Below are 20012 nucleotides of genomic sequence, written 5' to 3' on the forward strand. Positions count from 1 at the left end.
GCAGGGTCGACCTCGAGCGTCCGGCCACCACGCCGGGGCTCCCTCAAGGCAGGCTCCGACATGCGTGACACGACCCTGAAATATGTGCTGGTGCTGCCGGCGATCCTTGTGGTCTTCGCAACCGCGATCTGGCCCTTGATCGAAAGCCTGCGGCTGTCGTTCACGGTCGGGCGGCTCAACCGGCCCGGATCACTGGATCAGTATCTGGGGTGGGAGAATTTCACATGGGCGTTCACGCAGGAGCCGGCGTTCTGGAATTCGGTCTGGGTGACGGCGGTCTACACGGTGCTGACTGTGGCGCTCACGACCATTCTCGCGCTCGGGCTGGCGATGCTTCTGGCGCCCGGGGGCAAGTTTCGATCCGGGGTCCAGACGCTGCTCATCCTGCCTTTCGCGATGAGCCCCGCGCTGATCGGGGTCAGCTTCCGCTTCATGTTCAACCCCGAATTCGGCCTGTTTGACGCGTTTTTCGGGGTGATGATCCCGCCGCTCGCGGATGTGAGCTGGCTGGCGGATCCGGTTCTGGCCTTTGCCGTCTGCGTGATGGCGGATGTCTGGGGCTGGATCCCGTTCCTGACGCTGGTGCTGATCGGCGGGCTTGCGAGCATTCCGCAAGACACGATCGAAGCGGCGCAGGTCGATGGCGCATCGGGCTGGCGCGTGTTCAAGGATGTGACCTTGCCACAGCTGGCCCCGGTGCTGGCGGTGGTGATCATTCTCAAGTCGATTTTCAGCCTGAAGACCTTTGACCAGATCTTCATGCTGACCAATGGCGGCCCCGGAACGGCGACCCAGACGCTGAGCCACTACATCTATTTCAACGGCATGAAATACGGGCAGATCGGCTATGCGGCATCGGTCGCGTGGCTGATGGTGATCCCGATGATCTTCCTCACCTATGCCTATGCCAAATTCGTCTTCCGGAAGGACTGAGCCGTGACCGGAAAGCAGAAAAAGCAGATCACCCGCGCGCTTCAGACCGCGCTGATCCTGATCGCCATCATCATCATGCTGGTTCCGATCCTGTGGATCTTCATGGCGGCGTTCAAGAGCCATGTCGATGTCTACCAGCTCAAGCTTTTCTTCACGCCGACCTTCGAAAACTTCGGTCTGGTGTTTGATGCGCCCTATTACCTTGGCGAAAAGCTGGTGAATTCGACGATCGTGGCGTTTGTCACGGTTGTTCTTGCCGTCCCGATCGCGACGATGGCGGCCTATTCCTTCAGCCGGTTTCGCCTGCGTGGCGAGACGGCGATGCTTGTCATCATCCTTGCCACGCAATTTGTGCCGGCGGTGGTGATCATCCTGCCCTTCTTTGTCATGTTCCGCGATGTCGGGCTTCTGGACACGCGGCTCGGGCTGATCCTTGTCAATCTCGCCATCGTGATGCCGTTTGCGATCTGGATGATCAAAGGATTTATCGACGGCATCCCGCTCGACACCGAAGAGGCGGCGATGGTCGATGGCTCGTCGCGCGTGCAGGTGATCCGCAACATCGTTTTGCCGATGGCCGCGCCGGGTCTGCTGACAGCGGGGATCTTCTGTTTCATCATCGCGTGGAACGAGTTTCTGTTTGCGCTGATCCTGACCAACAAGGACGCGGTGACGCTGCCTATCGGCCTTGCGCTCTTCAAGGCGGAGGAGGGGGATCTGTGGAACCTGCTCAGTGCGGCGGGCATCATCATCATGCTGCCGATGTTCGTGCTCGCGTTGATCATCCGCAAATATTTCGTGCAGGGCATGACGATGGGGGCCGTGCGATGACCGGCCTCGTCCCAGTGAACCTCTGGCACGACGGGAGCCCTGCGAGGGTCGATCTTGCCTCAGCGCGCCTCCGGCACAATGGGGGCCGTGCGATGACGCGCAGTGCGCACCCGGTCCACGCAGACAACCGCGTCAAGGAATCACAGCGCCCGCCGCCGGAGATCATGCCGGACGCGGCGATGTCGCGGCGATCGGCACAGGCGCTGAGCGGCTCCGGGCGACGATGCTCCATGCCAAAGAACGCATCACGCGCGTCATTTGGTGCGTTGCAGCGCCATCCGGACGCCGCGTTGTCAGGGTTTCAGCGCCGTCGCGCAAGAAAGGACAGCACTCATGGCTGAAGTCACCCTCAAGAACCTGACAAAACGTTGGGGCGATTTCATCGGGGTCGACAACCAGTCCCTCGAGATCAAGGACCGGGAGTTTCTCGTGCTGCTCGGGCCGTCAGGCTGCGGCAAGACCACGACGATGCGGATGATTGCCGGGCTGGAGGAACCCACGGACGGCGAGATCTGGATTGGCGACAAGATGGTCAATGACGATCTGCCCAAGGATCGCGACGTGGCGATGGTGTTCCAGAATTACGGGCTCTATCCGCACATGACCATTCACGACAACATCGCCTATCCGCTAAAGGTGCGTGGCACGCCCAAGAGCGAGATCGGCCCGCGCGTGCAGCGCGCCGCCGAGCAGGTGGAACTGACCGAGTTCCTGCATCGCAAGCCCAAGGCGCTTTCGGGCGGTCAACGGCAGCGCGTTGCGCTGGCGCGTGCCATCGTGCGCACGCCCAAGGTTTTCCTGATGGACGAGCCGCTGTCGAATCTCGACGCCAAGCTGCGCGTGACCATGCGCGCCGAGCTCAAGCATTTGAGCCGCGAACTCAAGATCACCACGATCTATGTCACCCACGACCAGATCGAGGCCATGACACTGGCGGACCGGGTGGCGGTGATGAAGAACGGGGTGATCCAGCAGCTTGGCACCCCGGACGAGATCTACAATGATCCCGCGAACCTTTTCGTGGCAGGCTTTATCGGATCCCCGGCGATGAACCTGATCAATGGCTCTGTGCAGGACGGTCACTTCGTGACCACGGGTGGCACGCGGCTGGTCAAGGTCGGTGCGGAGGACCGCGCCAGCGTGGTGCTCGGGGTCCGCGCCGATGACATGCAGGTATCCGAGGCGGGGCAGGGGGATATCGATGTGCGGATCTATGCCTTCGAGAACACCGGCGAGGCGACCTTGCTGACGGTGCAATGGGGCAAGCAGCGCGTGATCGCCAAGGGCGACCGGCATCTGCGCAAGGAGCAGGACGACATCGTGAGCATTTCGCTCGCGCCCGAGCATCTCTACCTTTTCGATCCCGAAAGCGGCAACCGGCTGGGGCGCTGAGCGGATGGGCACCGGGCAGGCTTGCACCTTTCGTCGCGGCATGGCTCTGCCTGTGCGGTGTTGGCGGCGGCATGGGTGCCAGAGCGCGCGCCACATCGACCGGGCGCAGAGGGGCGCAGCGGATCACCGGCGGGCGCGGACATGAGCGATACCCGGATCACGGCTTCGGAAGTGGCCAAGCGTGCCGGGGTCAGCCAGCCGACGGTGAGCCGTGTCTTCACGCCCGGCACGCGGGTATCGCCCGACAAGGTCAAGCGGGTCAAGGAGGCCGCGCGCGAACTTGGCTACCGGCCCAACACTTTGGCACGCTCGCTCAACACGGGCCGGTCCTACACGATCGGGCTTGTCCTCGCCTATCTGAAGAACCCGTTCTACCCCGAGGCGCTGCAAAAACTGTCGGAAGCGTTCAGCGCGCGGGGCTATCACGTCATGGTCTTCTTTGCGCAGAACCTCGCCGAAGAGGTCGACGGTGTGGTGGACGGTCTGATCGCCCATCAGGTGGACGGGATCATTCTTGCCTCCACCAGCATGTCGAACAAGCTCACCGCGCGGTTGCAGGATCTCAACATGCCCTTCGTGCTCTTCAACCGCGGACAGGACGACCGCTCCCTGCCTTCGGTGACCGCGGCCAACTACGACGGTGGGCGGCTGGCGGGACGGTTTCTTGCCGCCGGTGGACATCAGCGGATCGCCCATATCGCCGGTTGGAAACGCTCCACCAACGGGCGCGACCGGCAACGCGGGTTTGTTGACGGTCTGGCCGAACACGGCATGTCGCCTTTTGCGATCATCGACAGTCATTATCGCCGGAACATGGCGCGTGATGCGACGATGGCGCTATTCGACGCAGCGGAGACGCCCGACGCGATCTTTGCCGGCAATGATCACATGGCTTTTGCGGTGCTGGAAACGCTGCGCTGCGAGCTCGGCCTGCACGTGCCGGGGGATGTGTCCGTTGTCGGCTATGACGATGTGCCTATGGCGGCGTGGAAAACCTTCGATCTCACCACGTTGCGCCAGCCGGTCAATCAGATGGTGGCCGAAACGGTATCGATGCTGTTGGGGATGATCGAAGACGCGGCCATGCCGCAGGGGCGGGTGGAAATCGATAGCCCACTGATCGTGCGTGGCAGCGCGCGTGTCCCGGAAGGCTGGTGCGATGACAAGCCTTGAACAGCTTTACGCCGACCCCTCCGGCGCTGCCCGGACGTCTCTGGAGGCCGTCTGCCGTGCGCGGGTCGTCCGGGGCTGCCGCGCGCGCGGCTTGACGCAATCCACGGCCACGCGCCGGTTTCATGTCTTTTGCCAGAGCCGTCGCGCGCGACGGCTCAACCTGCGCCCACCGAACGGCGCGGATCACGCCACTTGATCCCACCGTTTCGACACAAGGACAGACCGCCATGACATCTCACGACACGTCCATAGACGCCCAGCCACGCATCGTCCGCTACGGCGAACTCAAACCCTGCAAGACCGCATTCATCGACGCCCATACGCCCGGCTCCGACCAGAAGGAAAACTTCACCATCATCGGCGGTGGCGTATCGGAAAGCCCGGACCAGCATGTGCATATCCGCGACACGCCGGGCTTCAACATCGGGGCGGCGGGCCAGCCGCCGAAATGCCGCAACTCGCTGCACGATCACAACACTGCAGAGGCGTTCTTTGTGCTCAAGGGACGGTGGCGGTTCTTCTGGGGGCGGTGGGGCGACGCGGGCGAGGTCGTGCTCAACGAGGGCGACATCTTCAACATTCCCACAGGCATGTTTCGCGGCTTCGAGAATATCGGCACCGATTACGGGATGATCATGGCCTTTCTCGGTGGTGACGATGCCGGTGGCGGCGTGCTGTGGGCACCGCAAGTGATCGAGGAAGCCGCCGCGCACGGTCTGATCCTTGGCGAGAACGGTGTTCTCTATGACAGCAAGAAGGGTGAAACCCTGCCGCATAATGTCAGCCCGATGCCGCTGATGTCCGAAGAGGAACTGGCCAAGCGCGCCGAGCCCACAACGGCTCAGGTGGTGCCGCATTACGTGGCGCGCTATCTCGATCTCATGGCGCTGTCGGACAGGCAGCCGGCCAAGGTGATCGGGGCGGACGCCATTCTGCGCGACAGGCCGGGGTTCGAGGCGGATTTTCTGTCTCGTGGCTCGCTGGCGCCCGAGCCTTATCGCTGTCCGCAGCCGGAAGTGCTCTTGCCGGTCAAGGGGCATTGGCGCCTGGGCTGGAACGGGCAGGAGACCGTGCTCGCGCCGGGTGATACCTGTCTTGTCCCGGCTGGCGTGGCGCGATCGCTTGCGCCCTCCATGACCGGCGAGGCGAGCCTCTACCGGGTGCGGCGCACCGATGATCCGGCCGGCAAGACCATGCCCTTGGCATGATGCAGGAGCCCTTGGTTCTTTTGCCCGGCATGATGTGTGACGGGCGGTTGTTTGCGCCGCAGATTGCCGCCTTTTCGCATCAACGCGCGGTGTTGACCGTGCCGCTCACCGGCTCTGACACGATGGAGGGGCTGGCCGACGCGGTGCTGCGTCTCGCGCCGCCGCAGTTTGCGCTTGCGGGCCTGTCCATGGGCGGGATCGTCGCGATGGAGATTCTGCGACAAGCCCCGGGGAGGGTGAGCCGCCTTGCGCTGCTGGACACCAATCCGCTGGCCGATCCCCCGGAAAAGGCGCCGATCCGTGAAGCGCAGGTGCGCGCCGTGCTGTCGGGCGGTTTGCGCTCGGTCATGCGCGACGAGATGAAGCCCAACTACCTCACCGACGGGCCAAACCGCGACGCGATCCTCGCTTTGTGCATGCAGATGGCCGAGGATCTCGGGCCGCAGGTCTTTGCCACCCAATCCCGCGCCATCCAGAACCGGCCCGACCAAAGCGCGACCCTGCGTGCGGTCACGGTTCCGACGCTTGTGCTTTGCGGAGAGGATGACAGGCTCTGTCCCCCGGAGCGCCACAGGCTGATGCGCGATCTCGTGGATGGTGCGCGGCTCAGCATCATAAAGGGCGCGGGGCATCTTCCCACGCTCGAACAACCCGACGACACCAACAGGATGCTTCAGGAATGGCTGACACATTGATCCCCGACGACCTGCTTGCACTGCTGCGCTCGGTCGACACGCCCACGGTCTGCAATGCCATCGAGGTGGCGCAGGGCCGGCGGGGCTTCAACCGCTTCACGCGGGGCACGATGCAGCATTCCAAGCCCGGCGACCCGCCGATCGTGGGCTTTGCCCGCACGGCAAGGATTGCGGGCCTTGCGCCGCCAAACGAGCCGGCGGAGGTGATCCGTGCGCGCCGCATGGCCTATTTCCGTTCCATGGCAGGCGGAACCGGACCGACGGCGGCGGTGGTCGAGGATGTGGATTACCCCAATTGCATCGCCGGCTGGTGGGGAGAGGTGCATGTGGCGGTGCACAAGGGGCTTGGCCTTGCGGGCGCCGTGACCAATGGCGTGATGCGGGATCTCGACGTGATCGACGCGGGCTTTCCGGTGCTTGCGGGATCAATCGGCGTGAGCCATGGCTTCGTGCATGTGGTCGACATCGGCACCCCGGTGAGCATCATGGGCATGCGTGTGGCGCAGGATGAGTTGATTCACGCGGATCGGCACGGGGCCTTGGTGATCCCGGTGGACGTCCTCCCCGATCTCAAGCAGGCCATCGAAACGGTGATCGCCAATGAGGCGATTGTTCTTGGCCCGGCGCGTGAGCCCGGTTTCGACATCGACAAGCTCGAAGCGGCCTGGGCGCGGTTCGAGGCGGCCCGCACCTGAGCGGCTCGCGTTCCGCGCGGATCGGCTGCTGCGCATCGCAGGGGACATTGTGCATCGCGACCCGAGGCCGCGCCTCAGGTGCCGCGTTCCGCATGCCGCGTGCCGGTCAGGGCCGCGCCTCTGACGGGATGCGGCTGCGGCGCCGCGCGGTGACTTCGATCTCGATCTTCATGCGTGGATCGGACAGACCGGCTGCAATCATCGTGGCGGCCGGGCCGATCTCTTCGAAATGCGCGCGCAGCACCGGCCAGCACGCCGGGAAATCCTCCGCGACCGGCAGGATATAGCGCACCCGCAAGACGTCCGCGAGGCTGGCGTCGGCCTGCGCGAGGGCCCAGGCAATGTTGCGCAAGGCTTGCGCGGCCTGTTCGGCTACATCCTGGGAAATCTGCATGGTGGCGTAATCGAACCCCGTGGTGCCTGAGACATAGATCATGTCGCCATCGACAAGGGCGCGGGAATACCCGATTTCGCGTTCGAAGGGGGATCCCTGTGAAATCCGGCGTCGGTCCATGGCCTGTCTCGTCCTTGTATTTCGGGGCTGTGGCGGGTTGAGCATGCGGTGCGGCGGCCGCAGAAGGCAAGCCCGGTGGTGATGGAGGCCGCATCCCGCGCCTTCGCGCCTGCCGCACCAGCCTTGCCGCGCCACGCTTGCTCCGACAGCGTTTTGCCGACCGATTTGTCCCGACAGCACTGCCCCAACACCATTGCCTAGACGGCGCTGCCATAGCGGCGCACCCGTCACGACCGGACCGAGACGGCACCACGGCAACGGACCGGGCGGGGCAGGGCCGGGTCGGGCAGGGCCGGGACGAGCAGGGCCAAGACGGGCAGGGCCGAGACGCGCGAGGCCGGGCTTTGCGCGGCGCTCCGGTCGCGCCGTAGGGGTGCGGCGCCTTGGGGTCGGACCGGATCGACCGGCAAGTGCCCGGTATCGGCGTCGGCGCTGTCCAAAACGCGCCCGCCGCGATTGCGCGACCCCGGACATGCAGCGCGTCTTTGACATGCCGCTGCGGCTCCGTTAGGCGTTTTGTATACAGCCGAATACCAAAGACAGGCTTCATGTCAGATATCCCGGAAAGCCGTATCGCACGGGCTCGCGAGCTTGCGCAGGGCGGCGCGCACAGGCTCAACACCACGTTGCATCGGCTGGTCCTTCGGAGCTTTGCCGTCACCGAATGCACCCAAGCGGTAGTGCCTGAGCATCACGCTCGTTTCGCGCCCTCGCGCGATGGCGGTGTGGAGCCAGACCGGGCCAATGCGAAGGCCCAAACCCGACCCGCGCGGCGCAATCGCCCGAAGGCCATGCCCGCATGATCCCGGTGCTGACGGCTTTCTGCGTGGCCGGGCTCGGGGTGGCGGTTTGGCACGCGCTTGCGTTCCCTTTACCGTGGTTGCTCGGTCCGATCGCGGCCTGTCTGTTGGCCGCTCTGCTGCGGGTGCCGCTTGGCGGATTGCCCCGGCTCAACGCGGCCATGCGCACGATCCTTGGCGTGGCGGTCGGCGCGACGCTGACCCCGGCGGTGCTTGGCAGCTTTCCGGCCATGTGGCCGACCCTCCTGCTGGTGCCGCTGATGGTGACGGCGATCGGCCTTGTGGGCGTGCCGTATTTTCAGCGGGTCTGCGGCTATGACTTCCCGACAGCCTATTACGCGACCATGCCGGGCGGGCTTCAGGACATGATCCTTTTTGGCGAGGAGGCGGGGGCCAATGTCCGGACGCTGAGCCTGATCCATGCGACCCGTGTGCTTGTGATCGTGGTCAGCCTGCCCTTCCTGATGAAAGGCATCTGGCAGGCCGATCTGACCGCACCCCCGGGAGAGCCCGCCGCCGATGTCCCGCTCAACGAGCTTGCCTTGATGGTGTTCTGCGGGCTTACGGGATGGTGGCTGGCCAAGAAGCTGGGCATGTTTGGCGCGTCCATCCTTGGTCCGCTGCTGCTGACGGGTGCCTTCGCGATGACCGACCTGTTACACCACCGCCCGCCGGCAGAGGCGATCTGGGCAGCGCAATTTTTCATCGGCATGGGGATCGGTTGCAAATATGCCGGGATCACCATGCTGGAGGTGCGCCGGGATCTGGTGGCCGGGCTTGGGTTTTGTGTCTTGCTGATCGTGCTGACCGTGGTCTTTGTCGAGGCGATCTATGGGTTGGGTCTTGCGCCGGGCATGGAGGCGCTGCTCTCCTTCGCGCCGGGCGGGCAGGCGGAACTGACGGTGCTGGCGCTGATCGTGGGGGCGGATGTGGCCTTCGTCGTGGCGCATCACGTCCTGCGGATCTTTGTGGTGATCCTCGGCGCACCGGTGGCTGTGCGCCTGTTTGCGGCGCCGCCGCGCGAATGACGGTTGGAGGCCGCCCGCGCCTGCGTGAGCTGTGGCGGTGCCGCTCCAGTCGGGGCCGCACGGCCCCCCCGCACGATCAGTGCCCCGAGCGCGCGCAGCGGCCTCAAGCGCGACCCGCGCCATCGTTGCCGCGCGCGCCGTGCCGGGGATCAGATGTCGAAGAACACGGTCTCGTCTTCGCCCTGGATGCGGATGTCGAAGCGGTAAACCGGCTTGCCGTCCGATTCTGTCCGGCGCGCAATAAGCGTCGGCCGCCGCCGTTCCCATTCGATCATGCCGAGCACCGGATCTGCGGCATTTGCATCGGCCTCATCGTCGAAATAGAGCCGGGTGTTGAGCCCAAGATTGATGCCGCGCGCCACGATCCAGAGCGAGATATGCGGCGCGTGCACCTTGCCGGATCCATCGCGGACAGAGCCGGGTTTGATCGTGTCAAAGCCCCAGGCGCCGGTTTCGAAATCGGTGATGACACGGCCCCAGCCGCGAAAGCCCTCCTCGACCGGCCCGCCGCCTTCGGGATGGGCGTAATGGCCCGCGGCATTTGCCTGCCAGGCTTCCAGCATGACATCCTTGATCGGGCTCCCGGTGCCGTCGATGACCAGCCCCTCGATGCGGATGCGCGTGCCTTTCGCGTTTGGCCCGGCAATATCCCAGCCCAGCTCACGGTCGTAGATGTCAAACCCCGCCGCGCCCGGTGCGAGGCCGATATGGACGTAGGGGCCTGCCGTTTGCGACGGCGTTTCGCGCAGATAGTCAAAGGGCTGTGTCATGGGGCGGTCCTGTCTTTCATCGAAGGCATGTCTCTAAAGCGGGGGCGGGCATGGCCGGATCCCGAGGGCGTGCGCCACGGGCCAAACCGGCTATCGCCACCCCGGACTGTCGCACCGTGGCTCCACGCCGGCGCGGGCCAGTTCAGGGCCGGTTTTCGAACATCGTCGCGCGGCGCCCGCGCAGCACGATGTCGAACCGATAGGCGATGGTGTCGAGCGGGATCGTGGCGTTCATGTCGAGCCGCGCGGTCAGGGCGTCGATTCCGTCCGGATCGGGGATGGTCTGCACGATCGGGCAGCGCGCGATGAGCGGGTCTCCCTCGAAATAGAGCTGCGTGATCAACCGCTGACAAAACGCGGTGCCGAACACGCTGACGTGGATATGGGCGGGCCGCCAGTCATTCACCATGTTGCGCCACGGATAGGCGCCGGGCTTGACTGTCCGGAAGGCATAGGCGCCATCGGCATCGGTGATGGTCCGGCCACAGCCGCCGAAATTGGGGTCAATCGGGGCGAGATAGGTGTCCTTCTTGTGCCGGTAGCGGCCTCCGGCATTGGCTTGCCAGATCTCCACCAGCGTGTTGGGCACTGGGCGTGCGTTTTCGTTGAGCACGCGACCATGCACGATGATCCGCTCTCCGATCGGGTCGCCATCCTGCGCGTAGTTGCGGATCAGATCGTTATCCAGCGGGCCGATGTCATCATGGCCAAAGGTCGGGCCGGTCATTTCCGCCACCGATTGGTCGAGGCTGATCCGTGCCAGACGCGGCGAGCGCGCAACAGAGGTTTTGTAGGCGGGGGTCAGAGCGGGCGGGTGGCGGTCCCGGTTGCGCTGATAGAAGGCGGCCGCTGCACTCATGATGTCTCTCCCATGGCGTCGAAGGTCTGCTTGGCGAGCTTGATGGCGTGGTTGGCTTTCGGCACACCGGCGTAAATGGCCACATGCAGAAAGGCCTGCATCACGTCATCGCGGCTGGCACCGGTATTGGCGGTGGCGCGGATATGCATCGGGATCTCGTCGAAATTGCCGGTCGCCGCCAGCAGCGCCAGCGTGAGCATCGAGCGCTCCCGGCGGGAAATCGTATCATCCGCCCAGACCGTGCCCCAGGCGCCTTCTGTGATCAGGGTCTGGAACGGCGCGTCGAACCCGGTCTTGGCGGCTTCGGCCCCGTTCACATGGGCATCTCCAAGCACGGCGCGGCGCGTCGTCATCCCGGTTTCAAAGCGATCGGTCATGGTCTGTGATCCTTTCGTGCTGCGCGTGGCGTCCGGTTGAGGCGGTCTCAATACGGCAATCCGACATAGCACTCCGCCATGGCTTGTTGTGCCGCCCGATTGGACCGCAGAAAGGCCAACTCCGCCAGCTGCATCTTGTGATCGAACGGCGTCTGGTCCGGCGCGCGGTGCATCAGCGATGAGAACCACCACGAAAACCGCTCCGTCTTCCAGACGCGGGCGAGCGCCTTCTCCGAATAGGCGTCGATGCCCGCGCTGGACCCCGACGCGTAATAGTCGCGCAGCGCGTTGTGCAGGTAATGCACGTCGGAGGCCGCGGTGTTGAGCCCCTTGGCCCCGGTGGGCGGCACGATATGCGCCGCGTCCCCGCACAGGAACAACCGCCCCCAGCGCATCGGTTCGGTCACGAAGGAGCGCAGCGGCGCGATGCTCTTTTCGATCGAGGGACCGGTTTCGAGCCTGGCGGCCTGATCGGCGGGAATGCGGCGCTTGAGCTCTTCCCAGAACGCCGTGTCGCTCCAATCCTCGACCCGGTCGCTGAGCGGACATTGGATGTAGTAGCGGCTCAGGCGTTCGTTGCGCATCGAACACAGCGCGAAGCCACGCTCAGAATTGGCATAGATCAGCTCGTCATTGACGGGCCGGGTCCGGCTGAGGATGCCGAGCCACCCATAGGGATAGACCTTTTCGTATTCGCGGCGGACGGTGTCCGGGATGGTCTTGCGGCTGACACCATGGAAACCATCGCAGCCGGCAACAAAATCGCAGCGGATTTCCTCGGCCTTGCCGCCCACGCGATAGGTCACGCGCGGGTTGTCGGTCTCGGCGTCGTGAATGACCACATCCTCGACATTGAACACCAGCGCGCCGCCGGCTTTCTCGCGGGCGTCATAAAGATCGCGGGTCACTTCGGTCTGGCCATAGACCACGACGGGCTTGCCGGTCAGCGCGGCAAAGTCGACGCGGAACATCTCGTCGCCATAGGAAATCTGGGTGCCGTCATGGGTGAACCCCTCCGCATGCAGCCGGTCCGCGCAGCCGGCTTCTTCCATCAGCCGCACGAGCCCCTGTTCGAGCACGCCCGCGCGAATGCGCCCGAGCACATAGTCCCGCGTCTTGCGTTCGAGGACCACGCTGTCGATGCCATGCTGATGCAACAGCTGTGACAGCAAAAGCCCCGAAGGCCCGCCGCCGATGATGGCAACTTGAGTTTTCATGCGGCGCACTCCCTTGTCACCTCCTCCTGCCATTCCGTGTTTTTCATAATTTCAGCGACATGAAAAATGAGTTATTGAGCATTATGATTGTCACAACAGGTAACTGAATGGATCGCCGTATCAAGTTTCGTCATCTCGACGCCTTCAGCACCATTGCACGCGAGCACAGCCTCAAGCGCGCAGCCGAGCGGCTCAACCTGACCCAGCCCGCCATTTCGCGCACGCTCAAGGATCTGGAGGACATCCTGGGCGTGACTCTGATGGATCGCAGCCGGGCCGGGGTGCGGCTCACCGATCAGGGCGCAGTCTTCCTGCAATTCGCCGAGCAGAGCACCGCGGCGCTCCGGCAGGGCTTGCGCAGCGTGCAGGCGGACCGCACCGCTCCGGGACGGTTGCGCATCGGCGCGCTGCCAAGCGTCGCCTCGGGGCTTTTGGTGCGCGCGACGCAGGCATTTCTCGCGCAGCACCCCGATACCATCCTCGAAGTGGTCGAAGGCCCGCACGAGGCGCTGACCGGCCAACTGCGCAGCGGTGCGCTCGATCTCGTGATCGGACGACTGGGCCGGCCGGAAACCATGGACGGGCTGAGCTTTCGGCAATTGCATGCCGAGGAGGTGGTCGTTGTCTGTCGCGCCGACAGCGCGGCGGCCGGGATCCGGCAATTCGAGGCGCTGAGCCGCTATCGGGTGCTTTACCCGCCGCAATCCTCTGCCATCCGGCCGCTGATTGCGCGGATGTTGATCGCGCAGGGCGTGCCCCTGTTCGAGAACCGGATCGAAACCACATCCTCATCTTTCGGGCGGGCGATGGTGCTCTGCGACCCGGAGCTTGTCTGGTTCATCAGCCGCGGAGTGATCGCTGATGACGTGGCCGCGGGCCGGATGGTGGCGCTGGAACTTGACATGACGGCAACCGTTGGCGCGGCGGGGATCATGAGCCGCTCCGAAGAGGTGCCGTCGGCCTTGGTGCGGGCCTTCGCCCGCACGGTGGGCGCGGTGTCAAACGGGGCGGTTGCGGGCTGAGGGAGCGATCCGGGGCCGCTGTTGTCGGTGGCTTTTGGCCCGGCGCGCAGACAGATCGCCCCCCGGACCGTCCTTTGCGGACCGTCCTTTGCGGAGCCCTGATGGATCCAGAGCCCGGATTGATCCAGAGCAATGACCCGACAAGCGTGGAGCCCTACCGTCGGCCTTGGGGAAACGCCTTCAGCGGGGGAAAAATGACCAAGTTCCTGAACCGGCGCGGCCTGCATGGCTGGGTCCTGTGCCGTGCGTCGCGCGCCGGTGGCCGGTGGTGGCGGCTTCGCATCTGGCTGTCGCGCGCGCATCCTCGGTGCGGGTCGCGCCGGCTGCTTTCCGCGAGGTGACCGGATGAGCCACCGCGCGACCGATGCACCGGCCCATGTCGCTCTGAACCGGAGCCTGTCGCTGCCGCTTGTCACGCTCTACGGGTTGGGCGTGACCGTTGGCGCGGGGATCTATGTGCTTGTCGGACAGACCGCTGCCATGGCGGGCGCCTTTGCGCCGGTGGCCTTCATCCTCGCGGCCATCGTGGTGGGGTTTACCGCGTTTTCCTACGCGGAATTGTCGACCCGCTTGCCGGTCAGCGCGGGGGCCGCGGCCTATGTGGCGGCCGGTCTCGGCAAGGTCCGGATCGCGCAGGCCGTCGGGCTGGCCGTGGCTGTGTCGGGGGTGGTTTCCGCCTCCGCTGTCGCGATCGGGGCCGGGGGCTACCTTGCCGATCTTCTCGGGTTGCGCGCCGATCTCATGGCTGTGCTGGTCGTGCTTGTCATGGGCGCGCTGGCATGGTGGGGGATCACGCAATCGGTGGCGACGGCGGCCGTCATTACCGTGATCGAGATAAGCGGGCTGTTTGGCGTCGTCTTGTGGGCGACATGGGTTGCAGAGCCGTCCGGCACACCGCTTGCGGCGATGGTCCCGCCGCTCTCCGGGCCGCATTGGGCGGGGATCGCCGCCGCGTCGGTTCTGGCGTTCTTTGCCTTTGTCGGGTTCGAGGATATCGTCAACATCGCCGAGGAGGCGCGCGACCCGCGCCACGTTTTGCCACGCGCCATCGGACTGACGCTGGTCGTGACAACGCTGGTCTATATCGCGGTCGTTGCGGCGGTGCTCCATGCCGTGCCGCTGGAGGCGCTGGCGGGCTCCGAGGCGCCGTTGGGCCTTGTGTTTGCCGCCGCGCCGCAATGGGTTCAGGCGACGTTCTCTTCCGTGGCGGTGGTCGCAACCATCAACGGCGTGCTGATCCAGATCATCATGGCCTCGCGCGTGCTTTATGGCATGGCTGACCGGGGGCAATTGCCGGCGCGCCTGTCCTACGTGTCGCCGCGCACCCGCACGCCCACTGTCGCCACCGCCTTGGTTGTGGTCGCGATCATCGCCTTGAGCCAGCTTGTGCCGATCGAACGTCTCGCGGGATATACGGCGCAAATCGTGCTGACGGTGTTTATCTTCGTGAACCTGTCGCTCATCGCCCTGAAACGGCAGTCCGGCGCGGAAGGAGACCATTTCCGCGTGCCCATGCTGATCCCGGTTCTGGGCGTGCTGAGCAGCGCCGCATTGCTGGTAACGGCGCTGTTGTGAGGGGGGGCACCGGACGGGCAAGGCGCGCTGTGTCCGCGCGGGCTCAGCCAAGCGCGCGCATCCAGTCAAACGTCGCGTCTGGTCCGGCGGGCCGGTATTCGGCCCCGAGCGGGCGTCGCCATCCCAGCGTATCGAGATGGGCAAAGATCGCGGCATAGTTCAACTCGCCATGATCCGGCGCGCCACGGTCCGGCACCGAGGCGATCTGGATATGTCCGATGATGGGCAAAAGGTCGGTCAGCCGCGTGATCACGTCGCCCTCGGTCCGGCCCACATGGTAGCAATCGAACATCAGCCTGAGGTTCGGCGCGCCGATCCGCGCGATGATGCCACGCGCCTGATCGGTCCTCGCAAGGAAGTATCCCGGCGCGTCGTGACGGTTGAGCGGCTCGATCAGGATCGTGCGCCGGGTGCGCGCGGCGGCATAGGCGAGGTTTGTCTCGAAGCACTGCGCCGCGGCATGGCCATCGCCAAAGCCTGCCATCACGTGAATGGCCTGCGCGTCGATCGCGTCGGCATAGGCAATGGCCTCGTCAATCGCCGCGCGGGCCTCGGTCTCGCGACCGGGCAGGGCCGCCAGACCATTCTCACCCGGCGCACCGCGCCGGGTGTTCAGCCCGAGCATCGGCAGCCCGGTGGCCTTGAGCGCGGCGCGCAGCTCTTGCACTGGAGTGTCATAGGGCCAATGGCATTCCACCGCGGCAAACCCCGCGGCGTGGGCCGCATGAATCGCGTCCGGCAACGGACGATCCGTCCATAAAAAGCCGAGATTGGCCGAGAATTCCGTCATCTGGGTCCTTTCAAGGTGGCTATGGCAGCACGTGCCGCCGGTGCCCGGCTGTCCACTTGGTCCCGGCCGTCCCGCGCATCCTCCGGGCCGTCCCTGCATTCACCACTCCCTGCCGGCGCACCCGGACTGCGCACCCGGACTGCGCGGTGCGCGCTGCCATCCGAGGGGCCCACGCGTGGCCCGATCCGAGCTGCGCAAGAAACCCCATGCCGCCTCTGCACGCCATCGCGGGCGGCCCGCGGTCTCACACCACGCGCAGCCATGTCATCATGCCACTGGCCGCATGTTCGAGCATGTGGCAGTGCAGGAGCCAATCGCCGGGATTGTCCGCGACAAAGGCAATCTCGACCGTCTCGTTGCGTTGCATCAGGATTGTGTCCCGCAACGGGCCCACGGTGCCATCCGCGTCGACCCTGCGGAAATGGTGGCCGTGCAGGTGCATCCCATGCGGCCAGGCGGTGTCGTTGGTCATGGCAATCCGCACCGTTTCGCCAAGCCGGGCCTCGATCAGGGGCACGTCGCCCATGTCGGCCATGCCATTGAACGCCCAGACCTTGCCGGCCGCGGCCATCTCCCGCATGTCCATCATGCGGCCGTCGAGCATTGCGCTCCCGAGGCCGCCCATGGCTCCGCCCTCCATGCGCAGATCGGCGCGCCGGGCCGTTTCGAGGTCGCCCAGCGGAGGGACCGGGTTGGGGGGCAGGGCACCGGGTGCGGCGAGGCGGGCAGGGCGTGCAACCCCTGCTACCTCGAACGCGGCCACCGCATAGCCGCCACTCCGTTCGACGCTCACCACAAAGGCTTCTTCGCCTTCCTCGGCCATCACATCGACGATCAGATCGGCGCGTTGCGACGGCGCAAGCGTGAGGCGGTCGAGCGGTTGCGGCCTGTCGAGCGGCATGCCGTCAAGCGCCACGACCCAGCCCGCAAGCCCGCGCGTCTCCAGCGTGAAGATCCGAGCATTGGCCGTGTTCACGAGCCGTAGGCGCATCCGCTCGTGTTTCGCAACGCGGCGGCTCCAGGCTCCGTCGCCGTTGACGGTGATCCAGTTGCCGATCCGCCCGCCATGCGCCCGGTCATGCAAGGCACCGAAACCATCCGCGATCTGTGCGTCATCGGTCAGCCGCCAGTCGTCCAGCAGCAACACATCGTCAAGATCAACTTCCGGCGCGCCGGCCTTCTCCTCCACGATCAGCGCGCCGTAAAGACCGCGCGCCATCTGCTCAAAGGTCCGGTTATGGGGGTGATACCAATAAGTGCCCGCATCCGGCAGCGCAAAATCATAAAGAAACCGCCCGCCCGGCGGGGTTGCGTCCTGTGTCATGCCCGCGACACCGTCCATCGCATTCTCGATCCTGATGCCGTGCCAATGCACCGATGACGGCTGGGGCAGATCGTTGAGGAACGCGCGGGTGAGCCGCGCACCTTGGCGCGCGCGCAACTGTGGTCCGGGCACGGTGCCGTCATATCCCCAGATCCGGGTCTCGGGGTACTCGGGCGGCGCGATGCGCGCCTGTCCGGTGCGGGCATGCAGGACGGGCGCGTTTTCGGCGCGCAAGGCTGTGGGCAACGCGGTGGCCATGGCAGCGCCGAGCATGGCGCGGTGAAAATGGCGTCGGGTCATGGATGTCATATCGGCGATCCTAAGATGTGGCGTCGGTCATGGGCAAGACCGCGAAGGCGGTCAGGCCCTGACAGGGTCGGAGAACGATATGGGGTTTCCAGTTGATGGAAGGTCAAGTGCGAAAAATCGCGCGTCGTGTCGTGCAAGTGGGCCAAGGCGCCGCGCGCGCGGGAAAGCGCGCCTGGTCAGATGACTGCACACCTCGTTGCGTGTCGCGACGGGGTCGGTCACACGTTCAAAGTGTCGCGTCTCCATCCGAAAATGGGCGCGATACCCTGAAGGCACCACTCACACAAAGGACAAAGAGGACACTCATGAATTTCAAAGCAGTCACGATCTTGATCGCGGCCCTGCCGCTTGCCGCTTGCGTCGAAGAGGCCGCAGCGCCCGTCGGTCAGCCCGCGGTCGGCAGCGCGTCCGATCTGAGCTCTTTTCAAGGTGCGCGGGCCGGACAGGCAGAGATGGGTATCCGCAACCTCGGTTATGAACCCATCCGGTCAGAGGGGCTGACCACGTTCTGGTTCAATCGTGCAACCGGTGCCTGCGCCCGGATCGTGACTTCCGAAGGGCGGTACGAATCCGTGACCATGCTGCCCGCGGGAGATTGCTGAGGCGCCGTGCGCTTCTCGCCTGACGGCATGTAGGCGTTCCCGGCCAGAACGGTCTGCGGGTGGCTGCACGAAGCGGCCCCTCGGCGGGCGCGCCACAGCCGGGAACCACCGTGCCGCCGCGCACGCATGATTGCCTTGCGGTTCGACCGGGTCGCAAGGCACGCGCCAGGGTCCAGAGGCCGATATGCCATGAGACAGGTGGCGCATCCTTGCCGCGGGGCCATTGCCTCCTGCGCACCCGACCGCGTGGCACCCCGCGTTTCGACGTCGCGGAGCGCGCGAGAGAAGACACCTGACCGCTGGTGCGCTGTGGCGTCTGTGCGCGCGCTGGTCTCACTTACGCCTGATTACGGAGTCCTCGCCATGAGAATTACGTCCCTCCTGCTAAGCGCCGCTCTTGCCATGAGCGCGCCCGCCCTCGCCATCGCGCAAAATGACATGCGCACCGAACAGGTCCGCTTTGACGCCGGCAGTTCCGGCACCACGATCGCGGGCAGAATTACCGGCTACGAAAACGTGCTCTACAAGATCGGAGCAGAAGCCGGTCAGCGCATGCAGGTGCGTTTGGACCCGTCGAACCTCGCCACCTATTTCAACGTCTACGCGCCCGGCAGCGGTCCGGGAGATGAGGCGCTCGCGGTGAGCCAGATGATCGGCGAAAGTGTGCCCGACCTCAATCTGTACGACGCCACGCTGCCGGTGTCGGGGGACTATACGATCTCGGTCTACATGATGCGCAGCGCTGCGCGCCGCGACGAGGTCTCTGACTACAGCCTTGCGATCAGCATCACGGGAGAGACCGGCACCGTGGTCGAGGCCGATTACGCCGACGGCTTGCAGGGTGGTCCGGATTTCTACCAGGTGTCCACATCGGGTGGCGGTTTGAACCTGCGCGCCGCGCCGTCCGCCGGGGCCGCGGTGGTGGTCAGGCTGAACAACGGCCAAAACCTGCGCAACCTCGGTTGCCGGATGGCCGAAGGCCGCCGCTGGTGTCGCGTGGCGACGCTGGCCGATCCCGGCAATGAAGGATGGGCCGCGGGTGACTTTCTGATCGAGGGCAGCGGCGATGCCTCGGCTGGCACAGGCGGTGGTGGTGGTGGCTCCGCCAGCTCCGGTGATAAGACCGAGACGGTTGTGGTGCGCTTTCCCTCCGGCACGACCGGCACCGAGCTGACCGGGTCGCTGGCGCCCGGAGCCTCGCGCCGCTACGTGCTGGGCGCGGCGAACGAGCAGTTTCTTTACGTGCGCGTCGCAGCGCAGGGACCGGGCCTGTATTACCAGATCTTCAACCCGGACAGGTCCTTCCTGCTCGACATGGTCTCTTCCGACAATGAATATCGTGGTCAGCTCTGGCAGTCGGGGGATCACGTGATCGAAGTGATCAATCGCGGTGGCGCGACCACGAACTACGCCGTGATCTTCGGGATCGACTGACACCCGCGCCACTGCACCTGTCCAACGGACACCCGCGCCTGTCGGTCCACGACAGTCGGGCGCGGCAGTGGGGGCGCCCAAACGGACTCGGGTCTGATCGGAGTGGCGGCCACTGTGCCGGCGGATGGCGTTGCGAGGCGATTATCGGCAAGCCTCTGCGCGACGACCGGCCCGGCACAGGCAGACCGTCGTCCTGTGCCTGAACGGGACGAACAGCGGCTCGTCCGCGCGGTGGCGGATCTGACTGAGGTGACTGACGCGGGCACGCCGCAGACCAAGGCGGGCAGAGCGGATTCAACGGCAGGCGGTATTGCACCCTTCAAGTCGACGATGAGGGCCTTGCGTCCAGACAGGGACTCGGGTCACGTCTCTGACGTGGGTCTGACGTGGGTCTGACGTGGGTCTGACGTGGGTCTGACGTGGGTCTGACGTGGGTCTGACGTGGGTCTGACGTGGGTCTGACG

Annotated in this window: 20 protein-coding genes; 13 read left to right on the top strand and 7 right to left on the bottom strand. The window is 65.3% G+C overall.

All coding sequences use genetic code 11. The features are described from left to right. Positions 1 to 60: 60 nt before the first annotated feature. The 7 genes from J1C49_RS18600 (at position 61) to J1C49_RS18630 (ending at position 6927) form a co-directional block, all read left to right on the top strand. Positions 61 to 933, top strand: coding sequence for a carbohydrate ABC transporter permease (locus tag J1C49_RS18600; RefSeq protein WP_227447346.1), 873 nt, complete (start codon positions 61 to 63; stop codon positions 931 to 933). 3 nt (positions 934 to 936) lie between these two features. After that, complete coding sequence (locus J1C49_RS18605; protein WP_227447347.1) at positions 937 to 1764, top strand: carbohydrate ABC transporter permease; 828 nt, start codon at positions 937 to 939, stop codon at positions 1762 to 1764. A 333-nt stretch (positions 1765 to 2097) separates the two neighbouring features. Next, complete coding sequence (locus J1C49_RS18610) at positions 2098 to 3156, top strand: ABC transporter ATP-binding protein (protein ID WP_227447348.1); 1059 nt, start codon at positions 2098 to 2100, stop codon at positions 3154 to 3156. A gap of 141 nt (positions 3157 to 3297) precedes the next feature. Further along, positions 3298 to 4329: a LacI family DNA-binding transcriptional regulator gene (locus tag J1C49_RS18615; protein ID WP_227447349.1), complete on the top strand. Its 1032-nt coding sequence runs from the start codon at positions 3298 to 3300 to the stop codon at positions 4327 to 4329. Positions 4330 to 4556: 227 nt separating this feature from the next. Next, complete coding sequence (locus J1C49_RS18620; protein WP_227447350.1) at positions 4557 to 5537, top strand: cupin; 981 nt, start codon at positions 4557 to 4559, stop codon at positions 5535 to 5537. After that, positions 5537 to 6232 (top strand): alpha/beta fold hydrolase, encoded by a 696-nt coding sequence (locus J1C49_RS18625; RefSeq protein ID WP_227447365.1) that lies wholly within the window; start codon positions 5537 to 5539, stop codon positions 6230 to 6232. Before J1C49_RS18620 ends, J1C49_RS18625 begins: the two co-directional genes overlap by 1 nt. Further along, complete coding sequence (locus J1C49_RS18630; RefSeq protein WP_227447351.1) at positions 6217 to 6927, top strand: RraA family protein; 711 nt, start codon at positions 6217 to 6219, stop codon at positions 6925 to 6927. Before J1C49_RS18625 ends, J1C49_RS18630 begins: the two co-directional genes overlap by 16 nt. Before the next feature lie 106 nt (positions 6928 to 7033). Here J1C49_RS18630 and J1C49_RS18635 read toward each other — a convergent pair whose 3' ends face one another. Then, positions 7034 to 7441 carry a RidA family protein gene (locus J1C49_RS18635; protein WP_227447352.1) on the bottom strand — a complete coding sequence of 136 codons (408 nt, stop codon included), beginning with the start codon at positions 7439 to 7441 and terminating at the stop codon, positions 7034 to 7036. A 548-nt stretch (positions 7442 to 7989) separates the two neighbouring features. On the opposite strand from J1C49_RS18635, the gene J1C49_RS18640 reads away from it, so the two are divergent. Together J1C49_RS18640 and J1C49_RS18645 are read left to right on the top strand one after the other, a co-directional pair. Next, complete coding sequence (locus J1C49_RS18640) at positions 7990 to 8244, top strand: hypothetical protein (RefSeq protein ID WP_227447353.1); 255 nt, start codon at positions 7990 to 7992, stop codon at positions 8242 to 8244. Then, a complete protein-coding gene (locus J1C49_RS18645; RefSeq protein WP_227447354.1) occupies positions 8241 to 9269 on the top strand; it encodes an AbrB family transcriptional regulator in 1029 nt (342 codons plus the stop codon). Before J1C49_RS18640 ends, J1C49_RS18645 begins: the two co-directional genes overlap by 4 nt. A gap of 149 nt (positions 9270 to 9418) precedes the next feature. On the opposite strand, the gene pcaG is transcribed toward J1C49_RS18645, so the two are convergent. The 4 genes from pcaG to pobA form a co-directional block, all read right to left on the bottom strand. After that, the gene (gene pcaG / locus J1C49_RS18650; RefSeq protein ID WP_227447355.1) at positions 9419 to 10039 is read right to left on the bottom strand and encodes a protocatechuate 3,4-dioxygenase subunit alpha; all 621 of its coding nucleotides are present in this window, start codon (positions 10037 to 10039) and stop codon (positions 9419 to 9421) included. A gap of 142 nt (positions 10040 to 10181) precedes the next feature. Continuing rightward, positions 10182 to 10898, bottom strand: coding sequence for a protocatechuate 3,4-dioxygenase subunit beta (gene pcaH / locus J1C49_RS18655; protein WP_227447356.1), 717 nt, complete (start codon positions 10896 to 10898; stop codon positions 10182 to 10184). Next, positions 10895 to 11275 (bottom strand): 4-carboxymuconolactone decarboxylase, encoded by a 381-nt coding sequence (gene pcaC, locus J1C49_RS18660; protein ID WP_227447357.1) that lies wholly within the window; start codon positions 11273 to 11275, stop codon positions 10895 to 10897. Before pcaC ends, pcaH begins: the two co-directional genes overlap by 4 nt. Positions 11276 to 11322: 47 nt before the next feature. After that, positions 11323 to 12492, bottom strand: a complete 1170-nt coding sequence (gene pobA / locus J1C49_RS18665; RefSeq protein ID WP_227447358.1) for a 4-hydroxybenzoate 3-monooxygenase — start codon at positions 12490 to 12492, stop codon at positions 11323 to 11325. A 107-nt stretch (positions 12493 to 12599) separates the two neighbouring features. On the opposite strand from pobA, the gene pcaQ reads away from it, so the two are divergent. Together pcaQ and J1C49_RS18675 are read left to right on the top strand one after the other, a co-directional pair. Next, positions 12600 to 13514 (top strand): pca operon transcription factor PcaQ, encoded by a 915-nt coding sequence (gene pcaQ, locus J1C49_RS18670; RefSeq protein ID WP_227447359.1) that lies wholly within the window; start codon positions 12600 to 12602, stop codon positions 13512 to 13514. A gap of 345 nt (positions 13515 to 13859) precedes the next feature. Continuing rightward, the gene (locus tag J1C49_RS18675) at positions 13860 to 15089 is read left to right on the top strand and encodes an APC family permease (protein WP_227447360.1); all 1230 of its coding nucleotides are present in this window, start codon (positions 13860 to 13862) and stop codon (positions 15087 to 15089) included. A gap of 43 nt (positions 15090 to 15132) precedes the next feature. On the opposite strand, the gene J1C49_RS18680 is transcribed toward J1C49_RS18675, so the two are convergent. Both J1C49_RS18680 and J1C49_RS18685 read right to left on the bottom strand, forming a co-directional pair. After that, positions 15133 to 15879: a hydroxypyruvate isomerase family protein gene (locus J1C49_RS18680; protein ID WP_227447361.1), complete on the bottom strand. Its 747-nt coding sequence runs from the start codon at positions 15877 to 15879 to the stop codon at positions 15133 to 15135. A gap of 244 nt (positions 15880 to 16123) precedes the next feature. Further along, a complete protein-coding gene (locus tag J1C49_RS18685) occupies positions 16124 to 17512 on the bottom strand; it encodes a multicopper oxidase family protein (RefSeq protein ID WP_227447362.1) in 1389 nt (462 codons plus the stop codon). Positions 17513 to 17817: 305 nt separating this feature from the next. Here J1C49_RS18685 and J1C49_RS18690 point away from each other — a divergent pair, with 305 nt between their 5' ends. Together J1C49_RS18690 and J1C49_RS18695 are read left to right on the top strand one after the other, a co-directional pair. Continuing rightward, entirely contained in the window at positions 17818 to 18114 is a 297-nt protein-coding gene (locus tag J1C49_RS18690; protein ID WP_227447363.1) for a hypothetical protein, read from the top strand. A gap of 363 nt (positions 18115 to 18477) precedes the next feature. Beyond that, a complete protein-coding gene (locus J1C49_RS18695; RefSeq protein WP_227447364.1) occupies positions 18478 to 19548 on the top strand; it encodes an SH3 domain-containing protein in 1071 nt (356 codons plus the stop codon). Positions 19549 to 20012 lie beyond the last annotated feature (464 nt).

The sequence above is a fragment of the Cognatishimia sp. F0-27 genome, assembly GCF_020667845.1.
In the GTDB taxonomy this organism is placed as follows: Bacteria; Pseudomonadota; Alphaproteobacteria; order Rhodobacterales; family Rhodobacteraceae; genus JAFMPQ01.

Coding starts and splice junctions, on each gene's coding strand:
- J1C49_RS18645 (WP_227447354.1), top strand. CDS start 8,241: ATGATCCCGGTGCTGACGGCTTTCTGCGTGGCCGGGCTCGGGGTGGCG.
- J1C49_RS18675 (WP_227447360.1), top strand. CDS start 13,860: ATGAGCCACCGCGCGACCGATGCACCGGCCCATGTCGCTCTGAACCGG.
- J1C49_RS18635 (WP_227447352.1), bottom strand. CDS start 7,441: ATGGACCGACGCCGGATTTCACAGGGATCCCCCTTCGAACGCGAAATC.
- J1C49_RS18630 (WP_227447351.1), top strand. CDS start 6,217: ATGGCTGACACATTGATCCCCGACGACCTGCTTGCACTGCTGCGCTCG.
- J1C49_RS18600 (WP_227447346.1), top strand. CDS start 61: ATGCGTGACACGACCCTGAAATATGTGCTGGTGCTGCCGGCGATCCTT.
- J1C49_RS18640 (WP_227447353.1), top strand. CDS start 7,990: ATGTCAGATATCCCGGAAAGCCGTATCGCACGGGCTCGCGAGCTTGCG.
- J1C49_RS18690 (WP_227447363.1), top strand. CDS start 17,818: ATGAATTTCAAAGCAGTCACGATCTTGATCGCGGCCCTGCCGCTTGCC.
- J1C49_RS18695 (WP_227447364.1), top strand. CDS start 18,478: ATGAGAATTACGTCCCTCCTGCTAAGCGCCGCTCTTGCCATGAGCGCG.
- J1C49_RS18615 (WP_227447349.1), top strand. CDS start 3,298: ATGAGCGATACCCGGATCACGGCTTCGGAAGTGGCCAAGCGTGCCGGG.
- pcaQ (WP_227447359.1), top strand. CDS start 12,600: ATGGATCGCCGTATCAAGTTTCGTCATCTCGACGCCTTCAGCACCATT.
- J1C49_RS18620 (WP_227447350.1), top strand. CDS start 4,557: ATGACATCTCACGACACGTCCATAGACGCCCAGCCACGCATCGTCCGC.
- J1C49_RS18610 (WP_227447348.1), top strand. CDS start 2,098: ATGGCTGAAGTCACCCTCAAGAACCTGACAAAACGTTGGGGCGATTTC.
- pcaG (WP_227447355.1), bottom strand. CDS start 10,039: ATGACACAGCCCTTTGACTATCTGCGCGAAACGCCGTCGCAAACGGCA.
- pcaH (WP_227447356.1), bottom strand. CDS start 10,898: ATGAGTGCAGCGGCCGCCTTCTATCAGCGCAACCGGGACCGCCACCCG.
- J1C49_RS18685 (WP_227447362.1), bottom strand. CDS start 17,512: ATGACATCCATGACCCGACGCCATTTTCACCGCGCCATGCTCGGCGCT.
- pcaC (WP_227447357.1), bottom strand. CDS start 11,275: ATGACCGATCGCTTTGAAACCGGGATGACGACGCGCCGCGCCGTGCTT.
- J1C49_RS18680 (WP_227447361.1), bottom strand. CDS start 15,879: ATGACGGAATTCTCGGCCAATCTCGGCTTTTTATGGACGGATCGTCCG.
- J1C49_RS18625 (WP_227447365.1), top strand. CDS start 5,537: ATGCAGGAGCCCTTGGTTCTTTTGCCCGGCATGATGTGTGACGGGCGG.
- pobA (WP_227447358.1), bottom strand. CDS start 12,492: ATGAAAACTCAAGTTGCCATCATCGGCGGCGGGCCTTCGGGGCTTTTG.